At 42.2% G+C, this 23,635-nt stretch carries 21 protein-coding genes; 12 read left to right on the forward strand and 9 right to left on the reverse strand.

Going from position 1 to position 23,635, the window contains the following annotated elements; translation table 11 throughout:
- Positions 1-37: 37 nt before the first annotated feature.
- Positions 38-889 (reverse strand): alpha/beta fold hydrolase, encoded by an 852-nt coding sequence (locus AOG26_RS18770; RefSeq protein WP_054563872.1) that lies wholly within the window; start codon positions 887-889, stop codon positions 38-40.
- A gap of 110 nt (positions 890-999) precedes the next feature.
- On the opposite strand from AOG26_RS18770, the gene AOG26_RS18775 reads away from it, so the two are divergent.
- Entirely contained in the window at positions 1,000-2,289 is a 1,290-nt protein-coding gene (locus AOG26_RS18775) for an alkaline phosphatase (RefSeq protein WP_054563873.1), read from the forward strand.
- A gap of 91 nt (positions 2,290-2,380) precedes the next feature.
- Here the strand turns inward: AOG26_RS18775 and AOG26_RS18780 are convergent, their stop codons facing one another.
- The 5 genes from AOG26_RS18780 to AOG26_RS18800 all read right to left on the reverse strand — a co-directional run bounded on the left by AOG26_RS18780 (position 2,381) and on the right by AOG26_RS18800 (position 9,633).
- Positions 2,381-2,704: a hypothetical protein gene (locus AOG26_RS18780; RefSeq protein ID WP_054563874.1), complete on the reverse strand. Its 324-nt coding sequence runs from the start codon at positions 2,702-2,704 to the stop codon at positions 2,381-2,383.
- 76 nt (positions 2,705-2,780) lie between these two features.
- Entirely contained in the window at positions 2,781-3,473 is a 693-nt protein-coding gene (gene tsaB / locus AOG26_RS18785; protein ID WP_054563875.1) for a tRNA (adenosine(37)-N6)-threonylcarbamoyltransferase complex dimerization subunit type 1 TsaB, read from the reverse strand.
- A 10-nt stretch (positions 3,474-3,483) separates the two neighbouring features.
- On the reverse strand, positions 3,484-5,400 hold the full coding sequence (locus AOG26_RS18790) for an ATP-dependent DNA helicase (protein ID WP_054563876.1): 1,917 nt from the start codon (positions 5,398-5,400) through the stop codon (positions 3,484-3,486).
- A 104-nt stretch (positions 5,401-5,504) separates the two neighbouring features.
- Positions 5,505-7,367 carry a M28 family metallopeptidase gene (locus AOG26_RS18795; RefSeq protein ID WP_082401745.1) on the reverse strand — a complete coding sequence of 621 codons (1,863 nt, stop codon included), beginning with the start codon at positions 7,365-7,367 and terminating at the stop codon, positions 5,505-5,507.
- Between the two features lie 70 nt (positions 7,368-7,437).
- Positions 7,438-9,633, reverse strand: a complete 2,196-nt coding sequence (locus AOG26_RS18800; RefSeq protein WP_054563877.1) for a M4 family metallopeptidase — start codon at positions 9,631-9,633, stop codon at positions 7,438-7,440.
- A 388-nt stretch (positions 9,634-10,021) separates the two neighbouring features.
- Between AOG26_RS18800 and AOG26_RS18805 the strand changes: the two genes are divergently transcribed.
- Together AOG26_RS18805 and AOG26_RS18810 are read left to right on the forward strand one after the other, a co-directional pair.
- The gene (locus tag AOG26_RS18805; RefSeq protein WP_082401747.1) at positions 10,022-11,101 is read left to right on the forward strand and encodes a mechanosensitive ion channel family protein; all 1,080 of its coding nucleotides are present in this window, start codon (positions 10,022-10,024) and stop codon (positions 11,099-11,101) included.
- A gap of 225 nt (positions 11,102-11,326) precedes the next feature.
- A complete protein-coding gene (locus AOG26_RS18810; protein WP_054563878.1) occupies positions 11,327-12,610 on the forward strand; it encodes a cation:proton antiporter in 1,284 nt (427 codons plus the stop codon).
- Positions 12,611-12,637: 27 nt separating this feature from the next.
- On the opposite strand, the gene AOG26_RS18815 is transcribed toward AOG26_RS18810, so the two are convergent.
- Positions 12,638-13,603, reverse strand: a complete 966-nt coding sequence (locus AOG26_RS18815) for a sensor domain-containing diguanylate cyclase (RefSeq protein ID WP_054563879.1) — start codon at positions 13,601-13,603, stop codon at positions 12,638-12,640.
- 90 nt (positions 13,604-13,693) lie between these two features.
- Positions 13,694-13,927 carry a hypothetical protein gene (locus AOG26_RS18820; protein ID WP_054563880.1) on the reverse strand — a complete coding sequence of 78 codons (234 nt, stop codon included), beginning with the start codon at positions 13,925-13,927 and terminating at the stop codon, positions 13,694-13,696.
- A 344-nt stretch (positions 13,928-14,271) separates the two neighbouring features.
- Between AOG26_RS18820 and hisG the strand changes: the two genes are divergently transcribed.
- From hisG to hisIE, 8 genes are read left to right on the forward strand one after another with little or no spacing between them, the layout of a single operon-like run.
- Positions 14,272-15,171 (forward strand): ATP phosphoribosyltransferase, encoded by a 900-nt coding sequence (hisG, locus tag AOG26_RS18825; RefSeq protein ID WP_054563881.1) that lies wholly within the window; start codon positions 14,272-14,274, stop codon positions 15,169-15,171.
- 6 nt (positions 15,172-15,177) lie between these two features.
- Positions 15,178-16,479 carry a histidinol dehydrogenase gene (gene hisD / locus AOG26_RS18830; RefSeq protein ID WP_054563882.1) on the forward strand — a complete coding sequence of 434 codons (1,302 nt, stop codon included), beginning with the start codon at positions 15,178-15,180 and terminating at the stop codon, positions 16,477-16,479.
- The gene (gene hisC, locus AOG26_RS18835) at positions 16,469-17,566 is read left to right on the forward strand and encodes a histidinol-phosphate transaminase (protein WP_054563883.1); all 1,098 of its coding nucleotides are present in this window, start codon (positions 16,469-16,471) and stop codon (positions 17,564-17,566) included. Before hisD ends, hisC begins: the two co-directional genes overlap by 11 nt.
- Positions 17,563-18,624, forward strand: a complete 1,062-nt coding sequence (hisB, locus tag AOG26_RS18840; protein WP_054563884.1) for a bifunctional histidinol-phosphatase/imidazoleglycerol-phosphate dehydratase HisB — start codon at positions 17,563-17,565, stop codon at positions 18,622-18,624. Before hisC ends, hisB begins: the two co-directional genes overlap by 4 nt.
- Positions 18,621-19,211: an imidazole glycerol phosphate synthase subunit HisH gene (hisH, locus tag AOG26_RS18845; RefSeq protein WP_054563885.1), complete on the forward strand. Its 591-nt coding sequence runs from the start codon at positions 18,621-18,623 to the stop codon at positions 19,209-19,211. The genes hisB and hisH overlap by 4 nt, the downstream gene beginning before the upstream one ends.
- 28 nt (positions 19,212-19,239) lie before the next feature.
- A complete protein-coding gene (locus tag AOG26_RS18850; protein WP_054563886.1) occupies positions 19,240-19,974 on the forward strand; it encodes a 1-(5-phosphoribosyl)-5-[(5-phosphoribosylamino)methylideneamino] imidazole-4-carboxamide isomerase in 735 nt (244 codons plus the stop codon).
- The gene (gene hisF, locus AOG26_RS18855) at positions 19,956-20,735 is read left to right on the forward strand and encodes an imidazole glycerol phosphate synthase subunit HisF (RefSeq protein ID WP_054563887.1); all 780 of its coding nucleotides are present in this window, start codon (positions 19,956-19,958) and stop codon (positions 20,733-20,735) included. The genes AOG26_RS18850 and hisF overlap by 19 nt, the downstream gene beginning before the upstream one ends.
- Positions 20,726-21,340, forward strand: coding sequence for a bifunctional phosphoribosyl-AMP cyclohydrolase/phosphoribosyl-ATP diphosphatase HisIE (gene hisIE, locus AOG26_RS18860; RefSeq protein ID WP_054563888.1), 615 nt, complete (start codon positions 20,726-20,728; stop codon positions 21,338-21,340). Before hisF ends, hisIE begins: the two co-directional genes overlap by 10 nt.
- A gap of 33 nt (positions 21,341-21,373) precedes the next feature.
- Here the strand turns inward: hisIE and AOG26_RS18865 are convergent, their stop codons facing one another.
- Positions 21,374-22,264 (reverse strand): LysR family transcriptional regulator, encoded by an 891-nt coding sequence (locus AOG26_RS18865; RefSeq protein WP_054563889.1) that lies wholly within the window; start codon positions 22,262-22,264, stop codon positions 21,374-21,376.
- Between the two features lie 111 nt (positions 22,265-22,375).
- Between AOG26_RS18865 and AOG26_RS18870 the strand changes: the two genes are divergently transcribed.
- Positions 22,376-23,563 (forward strand): MFS transporter, encoded by a 1,188-nt coding sequence (locus tag AOG26_RS18870; RefSeq protein WP_054563890.1) that lies wholly within the window; start codon positions 22,376-22,378, stop codon positions 23,561-23,563.
- Positions 23,564-23,635 lie beyond the last annotated feature (72 nt).

Raw genomic sequence — 23,635 nt, forward strand, 5'->3', positions numbered from 1 at the left:
TGGTGCAGATAATCCCACATTTGGTGCAATTATACAATTAACTTGCTTTATACTGCCCAATAAATGCATGAATGTGCTCTAAGGTTAATGCAGGACTTTGCATATGGCAATGGTGACCTCCAGGTATCTCATGAATTTTTAACTCCTTGTAATATTTACCATATGCCTCTAGGTTATCTCTAACAAAAGGATAACCCTTATCCCCTAGGATAAGCTGACATGGTGCGGTAATTTGTTTGATGGTTGCAATACATTGCGCCTCATCAAAGCGAAATCCTGAGTGATTTTTAAGCTTAGGATCGGTTGTTAAATACCACTTCCCTGCTTTTTCGTAACTATTTCGTGTCATTAAAAGCTCTGCTTGTGGGTATTCAAGGTCGCCACTTGCAAGCCTTGCACTAATAATGTGCGCTATTGAGTCAAATGCGCGAGGGCCTTTACTGTTTACCCGCGCTCTATTTAATATCGCTTTACGAAGTTGGCCGCTCACTTCATTGCTGTTGGTTGTAACGCAGCCAATTCCCTCAATAAAGTTTACCGATGCCACCTTTTCAGGGAAGCAGCTCGCAAAAACGCCAGCGACCATAGCGCCCATAGAATGGCCAACTAAATGCACTTTCGTTACATCAAGTGACTCAATAAACCGATAGACGTCATCAACATAATCAATAAAGTAATAATGGGCGTCACTGCTTCGCCAATCAGACAAACCATGGCCAGGAAAATCAAGGCAATACCAACGCTGGTTTAACTGCGCGTTTTGTAACATAGGTATGTAACTATGTGCGTTATCAAGCCAACCATGTAAGGCAACCACAACCTCTTCGCCATGACCAAAGGTTAGGCCATGCATTGCCTGAGTGCCAGTTTGAAAAGAAAAAGGTTGCACAATTGCTCCTATTTATTAAGCGTTTCAACTTAAAGGCGTTTATTTATCGTCTGGCTAGTATACAATAATCCTCGCAGTATAAATAAGGGCACAATAATAAGGTTACATCAATGAAATTAAAATTAAGTCTTTTAGCATTATTATGCTCAGCAGGCTCAGTAATGGCTGAATCAGCACCAAAAAACATCATTTATATGATTGGTGATGGTATGGGCCCGGCGTACACAACTGCATATCGTTACTTTAAAGATGATCCAAATACTAAAGTTGTTGACCCAACTGTTTTCGATACTATTTTGCGTGGTATGGCACATACCTACCCTGACGATCATACCTATGTAACAGACAGCGCAGCAGGTGCAACAGCACTGAGCAGTGGTCATAAGAGTTATAATGGCGCAATTGCTGTTGATACTGATAAAAAACCAGTAAAAACTATGCTTGAAGTTGCCAAAGAGCGTGGCATGACAACAGCACTCGTAGCTACTTCGCAAATCAATCACGCTACACCAGCAAGCTTTGCTTCACACAATGAATCACGCCGTAACTACGACGAGATTGCTAACGACTATATCGATAACAAAATCGCGGGTAAATTACCGGTTGATTTAATGCTAGGTGGCGGCACGAAATATTACGTTCGTGAAGACCGTAACCTAGTAGAAGAGTTTAAAGCGGCTGGCTATCAGTACAGCGATGACTTCGCAGCAATGAATGACTTGAAGCAAGTTCCTGCTCTTGGTTTATTTGCTGAAGTCGGTTTACCGTTTGCGCTTGACGAAAATCCAACGCGCCTTACGCAAATGACAACTAAAGCGCTTGATTTACTTGATGGTCAAAACGACAAAGGTTTCTTTGTGATGATCGAAGGCAGCCAAATTGACTGGTGTGGTCATGCAAACGACATCGCATGCGCAATGGGCGAAATGGACGACTTTGCTAAATCGATTGAACAAGCAAAAGCGTATGTAGATAAAAACCCTGATACCCTGCTTGTTATCACCGCCGACCACTCAACAGGTGGCTTAACACTTGGTGCTCATGGTCAATATAAGTGGGAAACTGACGTTGTTAAAGGTGTTAAAGCAACAGCTGGCACTATCACAAAAGATCTACTTGAAAGCGATGATTTAAAAGCAGTATGGCAAAAGTATTCTGATATCGAGTTTACTGATGCAAACAGCATTAAGCTTAGCCAAGCTAAGAAAATGGGTGATAAAGCACTACTACTTGCAGTAAAAGATATTATCAATCATGCCAGCTTCACAGGTTGGACTACTGGCGGCCACACCGCTATTGATGTACAAGTATTTGCCTATGGTAAACGTGCTGAAGATTTCTACGGTTCGCAAAACAATACTGCGATTGCCGACAAACTGATTGATTATATTAAACAGTAATTTATATTGAATACCGTCCAATCATAAAAAAAGCCTAAACAATTTGTTTAGGCTTTTTTGTGAATTCAGTTTCACCAATTATACCAGTTAGCTAAGCATATACATCAACGCCAATAAGGCTTTGCACTTCGGCGCGGCGCTCTAAGTTAGCAAATTCTGTATAGGTTGAAATAGCACGACTGGTTTTTGGGTTGCTTGGTTTGTCATAAATTGTTTGCTGATAGTTTTGCGACTCAGCTTTAAATTCATCAGCAATAGCAACAGCTTGAGGGCTTGATTTAACATACTCTGTTGACGATTTTTGCTCAGCCGTTTGCTCTGATATAGCTTTGGGCTTATCAGTAACGGTATTTTTACGGCTATATTGACCGGGAATGTCACCGGTATAAAAGCCTGAGCCAATAGGTAAAGTCAAACTCGTAATTCCAAATCAAACATGAATAAATTATGTGCCATAACTAACGGGCACGCAAGTCCCGTTATTCTTTCAGTTACTCTCGGCCTGGTAGCTTTTTCCAAGTCACTGTATCACGAACATATTTAGGCTGTGCATTGGCTGCAGTCACCGTTTCACCGCTAGCGAATGCAGTGGCAACCGAGGCCAGCATGTACTTTGCATCAGGCAGTAAAATGTTTTCATTTAAGCTTACATTTGCCAAACCTGTAACAAGTGCAGGATAGGTCTGCCAACCCGTACCCACCGCTGCCGCTGTTGTTCCAGGTAACGTTAGCAACTCAGGTTTAATGACTTGCTCTTCATCAACTAGCGTCATTAAGCCATTATCATCAGCTTTATAATGAGCGTAATAAATCTCACCCATACGTGCATCAATCGCAGAAAACACATCGTTAGCTTGGTCTTGCTCAAACGCTTGTTGTGCCATCATCTGCAATGTTGATACGCCAACCAAAGGTAAGCGTGCGGCATACGCTAAACCTTGAGCAATCGCAACACTAATACGCACGCCAGTAAAGCTACCCGGTCCTTGACCAAAGCCAATCACATCTAAGTCGGCTAGTTTACATTGTGCCTTTGCGAGTAACTCATCAATTAAAGGCAAAATCTTTTGACTGTGCTGCTGAGGGCACTCTTCAAAATGATGAAATGTTTGCCCTTGATAATGTAGCACCAGCGATAAAGCTTCAGTTGATGCATCTAAGGCAAGAATATTGTGTTTAATCATCTAAGTTACTCTAATTGATCTGTTCTAAAAACGCGTTTGCCATTGCTAAATCGCGTGTGCGGCGCATGGGTGGCAAACTTTTTAAAAATACTTGGCCGTAATGGCGTGTTACTAAGCGGTTATCACAAATAACCAACACACCTTTATCTTTACTATCGCGAATAAGTCGCCCTACCCCTTGCTTTAATGCAATGACCGCTTGGGGTAATTGAATATGGGCAAATGGGTCTTTGCCTTGTAACTGGCAATCTTGCATTTTTGCTTGCAATAATGGGTCATCAGGTGCGGCAAACGGCAATTTATCAATGATAACACAACTTAATGTGCTGCCTCTAACATCTACGCCTTCCCAAAATGAGGCTGTGCCGAGTAAAACGGCATTTCCGTGACGGGTAAACTTCTCAAGGATAATGCGTTTAGACATTTGTCCTTGCATATAAACCGGATAATCCATTTGTGTGGTTAAACCTTCAGCCACTAAGTGCATCATACGATAACTAGTAAACAGCACAAAACAGCGACCTTTTGCTGATTTAATCAACTCAAGGGTCAGCTTGATAATTGCATGGGGCATATTATTCGCATGAGACTCAGGTAAGTAGCGCGGTAAGCAAAGTAGCGCTTGTTGTTGGTAATCAAACGGACTTTCAACAATCATGCTTTGCGTTGGTTTTAAACCAAGGCTAGCGTTAAAGTGTTCTAATTCGTTATCGACCGATAGAGTCGCCGATGTAAACACAAAACCTGCTCCTGTGTCTTTCATCATTTGTGCGAATTTAGCCGATACATTGAGCGGTGTAATGTTTACCGTTAGGTATCGCCGAGTGGTTTCGTACCAATAACTATAGCCCGTTTGGGCTGTATCAAATACCCGCTCTAACTGACCTTTAAAGGCCAGCGTACGCTCAAACGGATGCTCTATTTTTTCGCTACGATCCAAGCATAACTTTAATACTTGGTATAAAAAGTCGAGGTCGCTAATGACCCGGTGCAGTGCTGCACAAATATCTTTATCAGCCAGCTTTTCACGCCAATCACCACGGCTACCATCAACCCCAAACTGCAAGCGTAAATCTGCCACGCTAGTTTCTAACTTGTTGAGAGTTTTGCCTAATTGCAGCATGTCAGGGATATCGGCACGGTAAATTGCTCGTAAGTCATTAATTAAATCCACCAGCTTTTTGGTGCTAACACTTTCACCAAAATAGTCACTGGCAATTTCACTGAGCTGATGCGCCTCATCAAAGATATAGGCGTCTGCCGTAGGCATTAATTCAGCAAAGCCTGTATCTTTTACAGCCATATCTGCAAAAAATAAATGATGGTTGATCACCACCACGTCAGCTTCCATGGCATTTAAGCGGGCTTTACGAATGTAGCAATCTTGAAAATCGGGGCACTCTTTACCCAAACAGTTATCTGCGGTTGAGCTAACATAAGGCAGTACTTTGGCGTCTTCTTCTATGCCAATACAATCTGCTAAATCGCCTGAACGGGTTTCACTTGCAAACTTTGCCACCATCGCGAGTTGATGCATTACATCAGGATCATCTGTTGGTACATGCGCAACATGCTGACTTAAGCGATAGGTACACAAATAATTCGCACGGCCTTTTAAAAGGGCAACTTTTTTAGTGGCGCTTAGTGCTTTGACTAAGTTGGGTAAATCCCGATGAAACAACTGCTCTTGTAGTGCTTTTGAACCCGTTGAGATGATGGTTTTGCCTTTTGATTTTAACGCAGGCGCTAAGTAAGCGTAGGTTTTACCCGTGCCTGTGCCCGCCTCAACCACTAATTGGTGACGTTTTTTTAAGGCATCATCAACTGCAACAGCCATGTCAATTTGTGGCTGCCGAGGAGTATATCCATCAAGAGAAAGTGCAAGGGGGCCAGTGGCACTGAAAAGTTGTTTGATAAACTTCGCCAATAGATTAAAAGTGATGGGCAGATTTTACGTAACTGACTTGCCAAGGGCAAGACTAAATGAGGAAGCAAGGCTTCCTCATGGTTAAAAGTATGATTGGGTTTAAATCATTGTCCTTGAATCGTTAATGTAACGCCCGATGCAGCTCGATAACCTTGTAAATCTATGTACCAAGTGCCAGCTTGTGGGTTATCAAATTGACAACTTTCTTCGTTACCATTTTTGTACGGCCGACATAGATAATTTGAACTTGTTGACGCTGAGCCATAGTTAACATACAAATCTGCATCGCCACTACCGCCAGTAATCGTCACCGTTAAATTACTAAGGCCTGCGGGTATTTGTTGAGTAAAGCGCTGCCAACTTCCGGTAGCCACACTCACGTTTGTCTCAGTTCGGTCAACGTTTTCGCCGCCACCTGAGGTGCTATAACTTCCCGTGAGTGACACATTCGAAATCTCATTCCACGCTTCAACCATGACATGATACGTGCCAGTTTGAACTGACGACATCACACAGCTTTCATTACTTGTAGAGGTTGTGCTTTTACAATCAAAATCCTGTAAGGTCGGCTTAGCGCCAAATTTAACGTATAAATCAGCATCGCCCGAGCCGCCCTCGGTTACAAACTCAAGGTTACTGCTCATTGCGGGTACATCAAGTGTAAAGAATAACTGATCTTTTGCTGCGCCCGACAAACCTGTTTTAGCTACGCCATTTTCAAGCTGATTAGTCGGCTCAGTTACCACATCACCAGCGTTCTTTGCCATTTCAGCAACATAGCTCACTGCCAATTTTGCAAATTTACTCGCGTGAGCCGCATCAAATTGGGCATCATTTGATGTGTGGATCAATGGGTTAATATCACTCATTGTTGATTCAAATGGCATTGAGGCGGCAAACCCTTGTTGATACCAAGAGGCATGATCTGAGCAGCCATAACCACATTGATCAAAGCCATAGCTCACTGTGGGCTGGTAAGCATCGAGCAACTGCGATAAATACTGATTTTGCGATGAGTTAGTGTAGTCGGTCATCATCACAATATCTGTGTTGCTGCCGTTATTGCCAGTCATATCAAACTGCACCATACCTACAACATTCTTACCCTGTGTTTTATAACTTTGGGCAATATCTTTTGAGCCCCTAAGGCCTACCTCTTCAGCGGCAAACCCCATAATTTGAATGGTTCGCTGAGGTTGGTAGTTATTTTCCACAATTGCTTTGAGGGTTTGTGTGAGCACTGCAATACCAGAGGCATTATCATCTGCACCAGGAGCACGACCATTACTTGGATTAGACTGATTGATTGAGTCTAAATGACCACCAATAACGACGATTTCATCGGCTTTTTCTGCACCAGGAATGGTCACAATAACTGATGATTGTGAAAAACTATGGTTAAAATACTCAACACTTATATCACTGCGGCTACTGGCTATTTGCTGCCAATGGCTCTTTAACCAATCAGCTGCATCAACACCACTTTGCACTGAATAATATCGGTTATGAAAGTTCATCATGCTATTAACCGTATCGCTCAGTTCGCTACTATCAATCGATGATATTAGTGCGTTAACTGTCGCGGCATTATCAATACTGTAGTTTACTAGGCTCGCATTCATAGCTGTCTGAGCTACAGTATTTAATTGCTGAGTATAGAGCTCGGCATCTGCTAATGAGTCATGGGCTACAAAACCACCGCAGCGATGATAGTTATCGTGCATAAACTCACTTAACCCAGCGATATCCTGCTTGTTAACGCGCATAAAATTAACTTGATTCAAAGCCGATTTTTGCATCGCAAAATTACTGCTTTGTTTACGTTTACTTACTGTATCTTGTTGAAAGTGCTCTGCAGCAAGGGCATCAATAGTGACCCAAATTGTTTCGTCTTGCGCTGCATAACTTAGTTGGCTCAGTGACAGTGTGGCAAAGCCCACTAGGCACTGTGTTAGGCGGGTTGTCATAATCAATCCTTTTATGATTTGCATTTTAATGAAAATAAAAAAAGGGAGCCGAAGCTCCCTAAAAGGGTGGCTAGTTAGCCGAAATGGTGAGTGTTACACCACTTGCAGCGCGATAGCCGCGAAGGTCGATATACCAAGTACCCGCTTGTGGGTTTGTAAATGTGCAAGTTTCGCTATTGCCGTTTTTATAAGGACGGCAGTCATAGCTAGAGGTGGTCGATTGCGAACCAAAGTTCACATACAAGTCAGCATCACCAGAGCCACCAGAAATAGTCACATCAAGTGACGAATAACCCGCATCTAGGTCTTGAGTGAAACGAGTCCAGCTATTTGTGCCAACACTTAAGTTAGACTCAGTACGGTTAATCGGTGTTACACCACCACCGCTGCCCGAATCAAAGCTACCTGTAAGTGATACACCTGAAATTTGATTCCACGCTTCTACCATTACGTAGTAAGTACCCGCTTGTACATTACTTATAGCGCAGCTTTCTGTGCTAGTAGATGAAGTGCTTTTACAATCAAAGTTGCTCAGTGTTGGTTTTGCGCCATACATAACGTAAAGATCTGCATCACCACTTCCACCAGTTGTATTGAATTGTAAATTCGTTGCGTCTGCTGGCACCTCAAGAGTAAAGAACATTTGATCTTTAGCAGCGCCACTGATCCCTGTGCGTGCAACGCCATTGGTTAGCTCTTCATCACCGCCCGGAGGTGGCTCAGTTGTACCACAGCTACTACCTGCACTTAAGCTCGAAGTCACACCAACCGCCGCAAGAGCTGCTTGAACATCTGCTGGGTCATAGCTTAAATCACAGGCCGCATCCATCACGCCGTTACCTGCTAAATCCCAGTTTGTGCTGGCTGTCCAGTAAAGTTGGTTAGCGCGTGCCATCACAACAAACGCCTTTTGCGTATCCCAACCTGGTGTGGTTGCAAGGTTATAAAATGCCTTGTTGAATACACCTGAGCTGTAGTGAACATCCATACCAGAGTAGTAATTGTTTTGATGGTCAATTGAGCTTCCATCTTGGGTTGGGTTATTCATGTAACGTAGTGCACCGTTACCTTTAAAGATTTCCTGACCCACTAACCAGTCGTTTGAGCCTTTCATGTAAAACTCAGCCGCTTCACCTGCCATATCAGAGAAGGCTTCGTTCAAACCACCTGATTTACCAGAATAAACAAGGCCTGAGTTTTGTTCGGTAAAACCATGGCTTACTTCATGCGCCGATACATCAAGACTTACCAGTGGATAGAAGGTATTTTGACCATCACCAAAGGTCATGGCACTGCCATCCCAAAACGCATTTTCATAGTTATTGCCGTAATGAACGCGCATTTTCAATTGGAAAGTTAATGGCGCAGTGCCGACCCAATCGTTATACATATTAAAAATGACGTTACCGAAATAATGCGCATCATTTAAAGGCGAGTACGCACCGTTAATTTCTTTAAAGGTATTTTCTGGGCATGTAAACGAGTACGCTGTTGAACCACTTGTACCGCCATTTAAGTTAATGGTTCTTACATTGGCGTTATTCATCGTACAGGTGCTGCCAGACTGAGTAACATCTAGACTATCAAAGTCAGTACCGTAGATGTATTTACCGGTTTTTAAGTTACCACCAGGGCCTGTTGCACTAGCATGTTGTAAGTTATCGAAGCTAAATAAAACTTCACCGCTGTTAGCATCAATAATTTGATACGGACGAGATGGGTTGTCGCCATACGTCACATAAGATACTTCATACACTAGGTGTGCAACACTGTCCTCATCTAGCCAAATTGCTAAACGTGACTGTTCATTATGCTTTTTTAACCCAACCGATTTAATTGCAGCAGGTGAATTAGCCAGGCCTTTTGCCATTGCTTTTTTCTTGTTTAGTGCCGGAGACACTGAGTCGATGTCGGCGGCAATGTCATACACCGCTGCACCATGTGCGCGCTTTAATTGGCCATTTCCATCAAATGTAAGGCTAACCGTATCGCCGATAACAGGTAGACCTTGATACATCTGCTGATAACGACGCGTGGTGTTGCCGTTACTGGTTTTGATTTCTTTTAATACAACTAAATCATTCCCTGCACCTAAACCAACTAACTGATTTGGATTTGCACTCAATACAGATGATGCATTGGTTTGCAAAGCTTGATTAATCCCTGTTTGTTCGTTTAGGTATTTCTTGTTCGCAGCTACTGCACTTGTTGCTTGAGTCAAAGCAAAAGCAGCAAGAGTTGCTAATGTGATTTTAGATAAATTCACGTTTACGCTCCGTTAGATTGTTATGTATTTAATATTTTCCTAGTAACCGGACTGCACTGTTCCCGATTAGTGACCAGCCTAGATTGAATGGAGCGAAATTGAAAATGAAACAAAAAATTTACAAATAAAGTATTAGCTCTAAATTAAAAAGCCATAATTAACAGCAGGATAGGAATTCAAAGGTTTATAGAATGTTAATAAATACATTTAAAGTGTAAAATTATTGATACAAAATAATAACATTTATTAAACATTTGTACCTTTTATTTGTTTTTATTTTGCTCATCTCATTATTTGTGATTCACAGCTAAAAGGATTAGATATCCATAAAAAAGTCTGGGTACATAACTTGCAGCAATGCCAAGTATCTAGGATTTAAGGACTAAGCATGATTACTGATCTGATACAAAACGAATGGCTAAATAAGCCATGGCTGGTCGTCATTGGTGGTACTGTATTAGCCGCCACAGCTTTGTTTTTATTAAAGTTTGTAATCATCTATTGCTTAAAGAAATGGACCCAACGAACCGACTTTGTTTTCGACTCATTACTGGTTGACTCACTGTCTACACCATTAACCTTATGCACAATGATGGTGCTTGTGATCATTTTTGGTCAGTTATTAAACACCACCGGCTTTATGGCTGAGCACCCCTTACCTATTGCGGCCACCGCTAAAGCCATTTGTATTTTTGCCTTAGTGTTATTTTTAGACCATTTCTTATTTGGCACCGTTGATTATTACAGCGCCCGCTCTGTAGTGGTTTCGAATAGTCATAGCATCATTAAAGGCTTGATCCGCTGCGCAATTGTGTGTGTTGGCTTATTGGTGTTATTAGGCACGTTGGGTATATCAATCACTCCGATTATTGCCTCTTTGGGCATTACCTCTCTTGCCGTCGCTTTGGCTTTGCAACCGACACTCGAAAACTTCTTCTCTGGCGTTCAGTTGGTGATTGATAAACCTATTCGGGTCGGCGACTTTATAGAGCTTGAAAGTGGCGACCAAGGCTTTGTTGAGAAAATTGGTTGGCGCTCAACCTGGGTAAAAATGTTGCCAAATAACATGATAGTCATCCCCAATAGTCAGCTGTCTAAATCACGCATCATTAACTATTTTTACCCAGAAAAAGAGCTCAGCGTCCCCGTCGAAGTGGGTGTTCATTATGGCTCCGACCTTGAAAAAGTTGAGCAGGTTACGTTGGATGTAGCAAGGCAGATATTAAAAAGTCATGAATGGGGCGTTGATGATTACGAAACCTTTGTGGTCTTTCATACATTTGATCAATCAAGCATCAATTTTACGGTGATGTTAAGAGCAAAAGAGTACTTTAACCGCTTTTGGGTAAAATCAGCTTTTATTAAAGCATTACACCAACGTTACGCAGAAGAAGGAATTGTTATTCCTTACCCAATCAGAGCTATTAATACCAGCCAAGAATCAGCCCAGTTTAAACAGGCTGATTGACCTAACTGGACTTATCATAATTGCGCTTTTGTCGGGTTTATTTTGTCTCTTTTGAGACATTATTAACAGCGATTATACATATGCAATCAGCACCTTGAATTTTTACTCTAAAATGTCATAAAAATCGCATAAACACTGTGACATACCTATATTAGAGGCGTACTATATGCGGCCAGAAAGTGACTGCTTTCTGCGTCTTGTTATACAAATATTTAAGGTCAAACAATGAATGCTTGGTACCTCATTTGTTTTCTTTCAGCATTAGCTATTTTTATTGCTTTTGCTAACCAATACATCCTCAAAATGCAAACCACGATTGCTATAACAACAGGCTCTGTTGTTATTTCTTTGCTTCTTATACTTGCCGTTAAAATGCTCGGTGATAGCACGGCCCTCGAAATGACTCAAATTGTCTCAAGTATCAACTTTAATCAGTTGCTACTAAAAGGCATGCTCGGGTTTTTACTGTTCGCGGGTGCGCTGGAAATCAACTTAGCAGCCCTTCGTAAACAACGGTGGGAAATTACCGCATTAGTGTTATTTTCAACCATAACCTCAACGGTCATTGTTGGTTACTTAAGCTATTATTTGTTTGCTTTTGTAGGCTGGCCTGTACCGTTTATTTACTGCTTGTTGTTTGGTGCTTTAATCAGCCCAACCGACCCGATTGCAGTGTTAGCCATTATTAAACAAATGCGAGCCCCAGAAGGTATTTCTGTGCAAGTTGAAGGTGAGTCTTTGTTTAATGATGGTATTGGTTTGGTGATTTTCACAACGATATTTTCAGTGGCCTTTTATGGCACCGAAGCCACCTTTACTGACGTTGCTGAATTGTTCTTAGTTGATGCAATTGGTGGTATAGTGTTTGGTCTCGTGATTGCGTTAGTCGGGCATTTTTTAATTATTAATAGCCGCGATGTTAACATTCGTTTGCTACTAACCCTGACCATTCCAACAGCCGGCTTTGCAGCAGCGAATATTTGGGAAATCTCAGGTGCACTTGCTATGGTCACCAGTGGTATTTTACTTGGCAATATTACTCGTTCAAAAGCAACAGAGCGTACGGGGCCTGAAGATACTCGCTACGTGAAAGACTTTTGGCATGCCACCGATAGCTTTTTAAACGCCTTGCTGTTTTTGATTATCGGTATGCTCATCGTCACTATGCCGATTACTCTTGAAGAAATTGGCTTAGGTTTACTGATGGTACCTGTGGTGTTGCTGGCTCGTTTTATAAGTGTAGGTGCACCATTTGTGTTCTTTAAAAAGTATCGCCAATACGATAAGCACTCGGTGAAAATACTCACTTGGGGTGGCTTACGGGGTGGTCTAGCGCTGGCAATGGCAGCTGCCATCCCACGCGATCAAGTAATGATTGCAGGCTCAGACCTTCATAACCTAATTGTTATTGTCACCTACGTGGTAGTGATTTTCTCGATTATCGTACAAGGTTTAACAATTTCGCCGTTGATCCAAAGTAGTATTCAATCAGCAGAAGCAAAAAATTAAGCACAGCTTTTTGCTCTAAAGGCTCGTTTATCGGGCCTTTTTTTGTGCTTTATCGGCATACATTCGCGTGTCTGCAACAGCGAGTAACTTCGTCAGTGAACAAGGTTGCTGATCAGAAAAATCGGCAATACCATAAGAAAAGCCAAGTTCAACTTGGTTATTAAAGCTATTAGGTAAGTCACTGAATGACAACAACAAGCGTTGCATTATGGTGTCGCATTCGCTGGTATTTAAATCTGTAAATAAAATCACAAACTCATCACCGCTCAAACGTGCATATAAATCAGCCTTGCGACAACAGTTCTCTAGTAATCCTGCAAAATCTCTCAGTACTCTATCCCCGGCTGCATGACCAAATTTATCGTTAATCGCTTTAAAATTATCTAAATCAATAAACACTAATTTTGCTTTTAAATGCTGGCGAATACACAAATCAAGATAATGCTCTGCGGTGCTAATAAAACCGCGACGATTAGGCAATAAAGTAAGCTCATCGGTAGTTGCTAACTGCATGATTGCAAACTCTCGCTCGACGATTGCTGCAAAGTCTTGTAAGGCTTTAATTTCTTGTTTGTTAAAACTGCGCGGTTGATGATCGATAAGGCACAAAGTGCCAATTCTATTTCCTGATTTAAGTGTAATTGGGCAGCCCGCATAAAAGCGAATATTTGGGTCACCCATTACCAGTGGGTTATCAGCAAAACGCTTATCGTTTAAGGCATTTTCAACCACAAGTGGGTCTTTGTATAAAATTGCATGGGCGCATAAAGAAACGTCTCTTGCGGTCTCTGTTACATCGAGCCCCACACATGACTTAAACCATTGCCTGTGCTCGTCAATTAAACTGATAACACAAATTGGTACAGAGAAAAATTGCTGGGCAAGGCGAGTGATTCGGTCAAAGGCGGGTTCACTTTGAGAGTCTAAAACATCTAATGAGCGAAGCTCTTCAAGCCTAGCTTGCTCATTTAATGGCACTGAGGGTCGTTCCATTGAATTGCCTTGTAAGTTACAACACAAGTGTTTCTTAACGTTAGCAGAAAAAACCGCACAGTTGCATAAAAACAAATTTTATATTGAGTATTAAGCCCATGTATCTAGGTGTTTATTACCCTCTTCATCTTCTTCTATGGCACTTTTGTTGCCTTTATCTTCTTTTTTAGCGGCTTTTTTGCGGCGTTCTATTTCACGTTTTTGGCGCTTTTCAAGCTCAATTCGCTGCACGTTCGCATCTTTTACGCCCGCAATATGAAACGCACCTTTACTTTCCAACTGTAAGCGCGTAATTCGACCTAAAAAGGGGATCATGATATCCATTTGTACCTCCTATCTATCCATTTATTATCGGCAGTTATAGCATATACTTTAATTTCGCAAAAAAATGCTTGCCATAGATTAGCAAAGCATGTTTATCTATATACGTAACTTATTTAAACAGATTTACGCACTGGTTTACACAAACGAGTGCAACACAGGAAAAATTATGCGCTTCAATCTGACAACTATCCATCATCACCATCATTCACCGGAATAGCCTGTCAGGTTTTTCGCTGAGAGGTTATTCCTAAAAGGAACCTCTGGCGAGCAATCAACTAAATTATTTATTTTCGCCCTGAGGTTCCCTCGGGGTTTTTAGTTTTTGAATTAAAGGAAAATGAATAATGAGCAATACCAACCGTTTACGAATCGCCATCCAAAAAGGCGGCCGCTTATCAAAAGACTGCCAAGAGTTACTAAAACAACTTGGTGTTAAATTAAATCTTCGTGAACAACGTTTAATCGCACATTCAACCAACATGCCAATTGATGTACTTCGTGTACGCGATGACGATATTCCGGGCCTAGTAATGGACGGTGTGTGTGACCTAGGTATCGTTGGTGAAAACGTACTTGTTGAAGTTCAAGCCGAACGCGAACGCCAAGGCGTGGCATTCGAGGTAAATAAACTTTCTAAGCTTGATTTTGGTTACTGCCGCCTTGCACTTGCATGGCCACAAGAACTTGGTCCACAAGATAAAAGCTGGTTTGAAGGTAAACGCATTGCCACTACTTACCCAGAAATCTTAAGCCAATACCTAAAACGTGAAGGCATTAATGCAAGCACAGTAATGTTAACGGGCTCTGTTGAAGTTGCACCTCGTGCTGGTTTAGCTGATGCAATTTGTGACCTAGTGTCTACCGGTGCAACCTTAGAAGCAAACGGCTTAATGCAAGGCGACACCATCTTAGAATCAAATGCATGTTTAATTCAAAATAAAGACCTTACTGATCAAAGCAAACTTGATTTAATCAACACGTTAATGCCGCGTTTACGTGGTGTGCGCCAAGCAAAAGAAAGTAAATACATCATGCTACACGCACCAAAAGCAAAGCTTGATGAAGTATGCGACTTACTACCAGGTACTGGCCAACCAACTTTACTATCGCTTGCTGGTAGCGACGATTATGTTGCACTACACATGGTTAGCAGCGAAACCCTTTTCTGGGAAACAATGGAACAGTTAAAAGCACTGGGTGCCAACTCAATTCTTGTTATGCCAATTGAAAAAATGATGGAGTAATTATCCATGTTTCGCTGGAATGAGGAAAATCAACAAGCACAGCAGGCGGTACTTACCCGCCCTGCTGTTACTGCAAGTAAAGAGGTTGAAGCTATTTGCATCGATATCTTAAATGCAGTTAAAACTGAGGGTGACGCAGCGTTATTAAAAATGGCAAAAGAGTTTGATAAGCGCGAAACACCTCGCTTATTAGTGCCAGTTGAAGAAATAAACCAAGCTGAGCAGTTATTATCAAACGAATTAAAAGCCGCCATCGAAACGGCCTATGCCAATGTAAAACGTTTTCACCAAGCACAATTACCAAAAGACATTAAGTTAACAACGCAACCTGGCGTATTGTGTGAACTTAAATATCAAGCCATTGAAGCGGTAGGCATTTACGTGCCAGGTGGCAGTGCGCCACTACCATCGTCAGTGATTATGCAAGGGGTGCTTGCACAGTTAAGTGGTGCACAAACCGTTGTGCTAACTACACCTGTAAAAGCCGACGAAACAATCAACCCTGCCATTTTATATGCGGCAAAGCTATGTGGTATTAAAACCATTGTAGAAAGTGGCGGCGCAGGTGCCATTGCAGCGATGGCATACGGCACAGAATCAGTGCCTAAAGTGAACAAGATTTTTGGCCCAGGAAATAGCTTTGTCACCATGGCAAAACAACTTGTTGCGCAAACTATTCCGGGCATGGCGATTGATATGCCGGCTGGCCCTTCTGAAGTGCTAGTGATTGCTGATGAGCGTGCAAACCCTGAATTTATTGCGGCAGATTTATTGTCGCAAGCAGAGCACGGCGCTGATTCGCAAGTTATTTTACTATGTAACAGCGAACGCATCATTAAAAAAACACAGCAAGCCTTAACAGAGCAGCTAGCAAAGTTGAGTCGTAAAGACACTGCCGAGCAAGCCCTTGCTAACTCAAGCTTGATTTTAGTGGACTCGGTTGAGCAAGCCTTTTCGGTGTCTGCTGAATATGGTCCTGAGCACCTTATTTTACAACTTGCTGATGCGCAGCCTTATTTAAGCTTAGTGAAAAATGCCGGTTCAGTATTTGTAGGTGATTACACCCCGGAGTCTGCCGGTGACTATGCATCGGGTACTAACCACGTACTACCAACGTATGGTTACAGCGCGACCTATTCGAGCTTAAACTTACTGGACTTCTTTAGAACTTACACAGTGCAAACCATCAGTAAAAATGGCTTACGTGAATTATCTAAAGCAATTTTACCTTTGGCTGCAGCAGAGGGGCTTGATGCTCACGCCAATGCTGTTTCGATTCGTCTTGAGGCTATGAACAATGAGCGATAATTCAAAAATAACAACGCTGTTGCCAGATAACATTGCAGCGCTTACAGCCTACAGTTCGGCTAAAAGTGAAAAGCTAACCGGCACAACGTGGTTAAATGCCAATGAAAGCCCTTATTCACGCACGCCAAATATCAATTTAGCTGATTTAAATCGCTACCCAGATCCGCAGCCTCAGCAAGTGATCAATCGTTACGCTTGCTATGCTAATTTAGAGCCAGAGCAAGTACTGATGACTCGCGGCGCTGACGAAGGTATTGAGCTATTAGTACGTACTTTTTGTAGCCCAGCTACAGATAGCATCGCACTCTTTTTGCCAACTTACGGCATGTACAAAGTCACTGCAGATACCCACAACATTGCGATTAACGGTTTAACTCAAGAGCTGTTATTAAAAGGCACGGTTGATGAGATTGTCACTGCAGTTGCTGATTCAAAGCTGGTGTTTATTTGTAATCCAAATAACCCTACCGGCAGCATGACAAGCTTAGACAAAATCAGAAAAATCACCCAACAACTTGCGGGTAAAGCGATTGTAGTGGTTGATGAAGCTTATATAGAATTTTGCCCAGAACAAACAGCGGCAAGCCTGATCAACGAGTTTAGTAACCTTGTGGTACTAAGAACCTTATCAAAAGCATTTGCACTTGCGGGTTTAAGAACAGGCTTCACATTAGCCAACAGCGAGCTACTGGCGCCTATTCGTAAAGTGATTGCGCCATACCCTGTATCAACGGTGGTGGCGAGCATTGCAGCAGACGCATTAAGTAGTGACAACATCGCTTCAATGCGCCGTCAGGTGACAATTCTAAATAGCTTAAAAAGCAAACTAAAAAGTTGGCTCGAGCAATCACCTGCCGTTATCAAAGTACTGAGCGGTGAAGGTAACTTTGTCACTTTAAAATTAAAAAACAAACAATCATTTAATATCGCACTTGAGCAAGGACTCGTAATGCGTGCCTTCACCTTATGTGGCGAAGATGATTGGTTACGAATTTCTATCGGTAACGAGCAAGAACTAGAACAAGTAAAAGTTTGGTTAGATGGCTTATCACTGACCAGTAAAACAGTAGAACAGGAATTATCATGAGCAATCCGTATTTATTTATTGACCGCGATGGCACGATTATCGAAGAGCCTATCACCGACAAACAGGTTGATAGCCTAGAAAAATTAGTGTTTTTGCCAAATGTGATCCCTGCTCTATTACAACTTCAAGCGGCAGGTTACCGCCTTGTTATGGTATCTAATCAAGATGGTTTAGGCACTGATAGCTTCCCGACGGCCGATTTTGATATTGCTCAAGACAAGATGATGGATATCTTAAACAGCCAAGGGATTAAATTTGATGAAGTTCTGATCTGCCCTCACTTTGATGAACAAAATTGTGACTGCCGTAAACCAAAAACAGGCTTACTTACTGAGCTTATGCGCTCGGGTAAAGTCGATTTAGCACGCTCATTTGTGATTGGTGACCGCCAAACTGATATTGGACTTGCCAATAACTTATGTTGTGAAGGCATTTTGTATGACGGCAGCTGGGATGCCATTGTCACTAAGCTGACAACGGCGAACCGTGAAGGCCGTGTCACTCGCAACACCAAAGAAACACAAATCGATGTGCAAGTTAATTTAGACCAAACAAAAAATGGCGAAATTAGCACTGGCCTTGGCTTTTTCGATCACATGCTTGACCAAATTCGCACACACGCCAATATCGGACTTAATATTCAAGCCACTGGCGACTTACACATTGATGAGCACCACCTAGTTGAAGATATCGGCATTGCACTTGGCCTTGCCCTTAAACAAGCGCTAGGTACAAAAACACAAATTGGTCGCTATGGTTTTGCACTCCCTATGGATGAATGCAAAGCTGAAGCTCAAATTGACTTATCGGGCCGTGCCTCGTTTGTATTAAATGCTGATTTTAGCCGTGAAAAAGTCGGCGACCTAGACGTGCAAATGGTTGAGCACTTCTTTAAAAGCTTAAGTGATAATGCCGCCATGAGCCTTATTTTGTCGGTTAGCGATGGTAATTGTCATCACCAAGTTGAAGGTCTATTTAAAGCGTTTGCAAGAGCACTTCGCGCTGCGATTGCAAAAGATGCTTCACAACAAACAGCAAGCTCTAAGGGGTGTTTATGATTGCCATAATTAATACAGGTTGTGCCAACATTAACTCTGTTCGTTTTGCCTTTGAACGCTTAGGGAAAACGCCTGAGGTTATCACCTCACCTGAGCAACTAAAAGGCTTTGAACGTGCCATTTTACCCGGCGTAGGTCATGCTTCTGTTGCCATGAAACGCTTAAAAGACGGTGGTTGGCAGCAAGCAATTGATGAATATCAGCGCCCGTTGATGGGCATTTGTTTAGGCATGCAATTACTTTGCGACAGCACAGAAGAAGGCAATGTTGATTGCCTAGGCAAAATTCCAGGTATTGTTAAGCACTTAGATGTAGGTGAATTAACTTCACCGCACATGGGCTGGAACGACCTAAGCGTATTAAAAGAGCATGCCCTCACCAAAGGGTTATCAGCGCAAGATCAAGTATACTTTGTGCATAGCTTTGCTCACACAGTGAACGATGCCACCCTAGTTAGCGGTGAATACGGGCAAGCTTTTTCAGCAATTGTTGCCAAAGATAACTACGCGGGCATGCAGTTCCACCCAGAGCGAAGCGCCAAAGTAGGCACCCGACTTTTACAAAACTTTTTAGATTGGCAGCTGTAAGCGCAGCAAAAAAATAAGAGAAATAAACGTGATTATTCCAGCACTCGATGTATTACAAAACCAAATTGTGCGCTTATACCAAGGTAAGTATGATACCGCACAATTTTACCCTTACGAACTTGGCGCACGCTTACAAGAGTACGCAAATAGCGGCGCAGGCAAACTGCACTTAGTTGATTTAGAAGGCGCACGCGATCCAAATAAAAAACAGTGGCAGCATATTCAAGCTGCAACCAAAGCGCTAAATGTGCCTTATCAAGTGGGCGGTGGTATTCGCTCTGAGCAAGATGTTGCTGACTGGCTTGAAGCCGGAGCTAACCAAGTCGTGATTGGCTCAATGGCCGTTGAAAAACGTGAGCAAGTACAGGCCTGGATTGAAAAGTTTGGCAGTGAACACTTTGTTATCGCACTAGATGTTAATAAAACTGACAACGGCTGGGCACCAGCAACACATGGTTGGTTAAGTGAATCTGAGTTTGGCTTGTTCGAACTTGTTGATTTTTACGTGGCACTTGGTGTGGTTGATTTTCTGTGTACTGACATCAGTAAAGACGGCACCATGACCGGCCCTTCGTTTGCACTTTATGAAGATTTAACCAACCACAACAGCGAGATTAAAGTTCAAGCATCAGGCGGTGTAAGCTCACTGGATGATATTGCAAAGCTGAAAAAGCTGGGTGTTGGCGGTGTTATCTTAGGTAAATCATTGCTCGATGGTGCCTTTAATGTTGAGGAGGCGTTAGCATGTTATCAAAACGCATAATCCCTTGTTTAGATGTAAAAGACGGCCAAGTCGTTAAAGGTGTTAAATTTAAAGGCCATGAAGTGGTTGGTGATATTTTAACGCTTGCCAAAGCTTACAGCGATGCCGGTGCGGATGAACTGGTGTTTTATGAAATCAGTGCCAGCGTCGAAAAACGCCTACTTGATGTCAATTGGGTAGAGAACATTGCACGCCACATTGATATTCCATTTTGTGTGGCGGGCGGCATTAAATCTGTTGCCGATGCAGCACGTGTTTTAGAACGTGGCGCAGATAAAATCAGTATTAACAGCCCTGCAATTGCTCGCCCTGAGCTTATCAAAGAATTACACGATGAGTTTGGTAAACAATGCGTGGTTGTGGGTATTGATAGCTTTTATGATGAAACCACTGGCGAATATTTAGTGTACCAGCTAACTGGCGATCCTAATGCATCAAGCCGTACTCGCTATAAAACCGAAGAATGGGTTAAACGCGTGCAAGACCTAGGTGCTGGTGAAATCGTACTCAATTGCATGAACCAAGATGGCGTGCGTAAAGGCTACGACAATGTTCAGCTATCAAAAATGCGTGCACTGTGCGATATTCCACTAATTGCATCGGGCGGCGCAGGTACGATGCAAGACTTTGTTGATGTGTTTCAACAAAGCCAAGTTGATGGCGCGCTCGCTGCCAGCGTATTTCACAAGAACGTCATTGATATTGGCGAACTAAAACAATTTTTAACTGATAATAATGTAGCGGCAAGACTATGCAATTAACCAAAGACACTCTTTCTCAAGTCGATTTTGCCAAAAGCGAATTGATCCCAGCTATCGTGCAAGACGCACGCTCTGGGGTGATTTTAATGCAAGGCTTTATGAATCAAGATGCATTAGCTGCCACTTTCGACAAACAAAAAGTAACCTTTTACTCGCGCTCTAAAGAGCGTTTATGGACCAAAGGCGAAACATCAGAAAACTACCTTGAAGTACTCTCAGTACACACCGACTGCGATTACGACTCACTATTAGTACTGGCAAACCCACTTGGGCCAACATGCCACCTTGGTACACAAAGCTGCTTCGGCGATGATGCTAAACCTAGCTTGTCGTTTTTAGCTGAACTTGAACAAGTGATTGTTTCACGTAAAGACGATGATCCAAGCAAAAGCTACACTGCGTCTTTGTTTGCAAAAGACTTAAGCCGTAGTTGCCAAAAAGTGGGTGAAGAAGGCGTTGAAGTTGCCCTTGCAGCCATGAAACATGATAACGATGAATTAACCAATGAATCAGCAGACTTACTGTATCACTTAACTGTGTTATTGCAGCGCCAAGGCTTATCGCTGGCTGATGTGGTGAGCTGTTTACAAGGCCGCCATAAGTAATAATCATAGAGTGTGGTATCTAAATACCGCACTCTATTGCTGTTTTAACGCTTCTAACACAATTTTAAATGCCGGAGACGGTTGCCTTCGGCTCGGGTAATACAAATAATAACCGGGAAATGCGGGGCACCAATCAGCTAACACTTTAATTAAATTACCATTTTTTATATGCTCACCAAACTCCTCTTCAGGTAGAAACGCAATACCTAACCCCTGTAACGCCGCCTCAACAATATGATGAGAGGTATTAAAGATTAATTGACCGCGTACATTCACATTAAGTTCTTCACCCTCTTTTTCAAACTCCCACGCATATAAACCGCCATGGGTAGGAAAGCGAATGTTGATACAATTATGTGCAGTAAGCTCCTTTGGCGTGTTAGGCTTTTGATGCTTAGCAAAATACTCAGGGCTTGCAACGGCTGCCATATTGAGCTCTTTACCAATAGGCACAGCTATCATATCTTTATCTATGGTTTCGCCAAGACGAACGCCAGCGTCGATACGCTGAGCAACAATGTCTGTGTAGCCATAGTTAACATTGAACTCAATATTAATATCGGGGTATTGCTTTAATACATTGGCCAGCTTTGGGAGTAATGTGCTCTGAATTATAAAATCACCACAAGTAATTTTTACCGTGCCCGCAGGTTTGTCTCTGAGTTCAGTTAACGCTTCTAACTCATTTTCGATATCATCAAAACGATGCCCTATTGCATTGAGTAAACGCTCCCCGGCGAGAGTCGGCGATACGCTTCGAGTTGTTCTGGTTAACAAACGAATATCTAAGTTTGCTTCTAGTGAACGAATAGCCTGACTCAAGGCAGACTGAGTTACGCCTAACTGAGCAGCAGCACGTGTAAAACTGCCAGTTCTTGCCACAATGACAAAATAGTTCAATTCATTGAGGTTTTGTTTGATCATCCACCTGTCTATTAATAAGTTTTACTAATAAAGCATATTAGTATTCATTAGCTAGTCTATTCAACCTATGTTTGAAAAAATACTCCATCACATTTAACTGTATGGACTAGCATGACAAATTACTCAACCTATCAAGATGATCAGCCTATCGAGCAGCAAGCTAATTGGAGTGGGGTTTTTGCGATGACATTATGTATTTTCGCCTTAATAGCCTGCGAGTTTATGCCTGTAAGCTTATTAACACCTATGGCTGAAGATTTATCAATTAGTAAAGGCATGGTTGGTCAGGGGTTAGCAATATCGGGCTTTTTTGCGGTGATCACAAGTCTATTCATGAGTCCTTTATTTGCTAAAAGTGATCGAAAGACCTTACTAGTCGCTCTGACCTTGATAATGCTACTGTCAACTTTAACAATCTCTATAGCTGATAGTTACGCTGTTTATATGCTTGGTCGTGCGTTAATCGGCTTAGTCATTGGTGGCTATTGGTCACTTTCAACTGCTTCTGCAATGCGCTTAGTTCCCGAGGAAAAAGTGCCTAAAGCACTGGCAGTATTTAATGGTGGCAATGGTCTTGCCATGATAATTGCAGCACCACTTGGCAGTTATTTAGGCAGTGTTCTTGGCTGGCGAGGCGCGTTTATGTGTTTAGTGCCATTTATCGCTATTGCTGTATTTTGGCAATGGCAGGCTTTGCCTAGCATGCCAGCTCAGCAGCAATCAAAAGGACCTTTTTCTGCATTTAAGTTATTTAAAAAGCCACTCGTCTGTTTTGGTATGCTAGCTGTCGCGCTGCTATTTATGGGGCAATTTACTTTATTTACCTATGTAAGGCCCTTTTTAGAGTCAGCGTTTCAAGCCACCAGCCAACAAGTCTCTATGGTGTTATTTGTTATTGGTTTTGCAGGCTTTATTGGCACCTTATTGATCAGTAAGGTCATAAAACTCAGTTTAGCGTTTGCATTAATAGCTGCCCCTTCGGTTATGGCTTTAATAGCATTTTGTTTAGCTAATCAAATATCTCTTTTTAACATCAACATCGTATTACTTGGATTATGGGGGTTAATTGCAACTGCAGCGCCTGTTGCTTGGTGGAGCTGGGTAGCTCGTGCTTTACCAAAAGATGCTGAAGTTGCAGGAGGATTGATGGTAGCAATTATTCAATTTTCGATAGCGCTAGGCTCAACATTCGGCGGCATATTATTCGATGTTTATGACTACCCTATTACCTTCTTTGTTAGCGCAGCTATCTTATTTTTTGCAGCCATTGCCAGCTATTTCACTATAAAAACACCCTAAAAAATCAATAGGTAGCTCATATTTGGGCTACCTAATGTTCATTTTAAGCACCTAAAAATACATTCGACACTT

The organism is Pseudoalteromonas sp. UCD-33C, from assembly GCF_001306895.1.
Classification (GTDB): domain Bacteria; phylum Pseudomonadota; class Gammaproteobacteria; order Enterobacterales; family Alteromonadaceae; genus Pseudoalteromonas.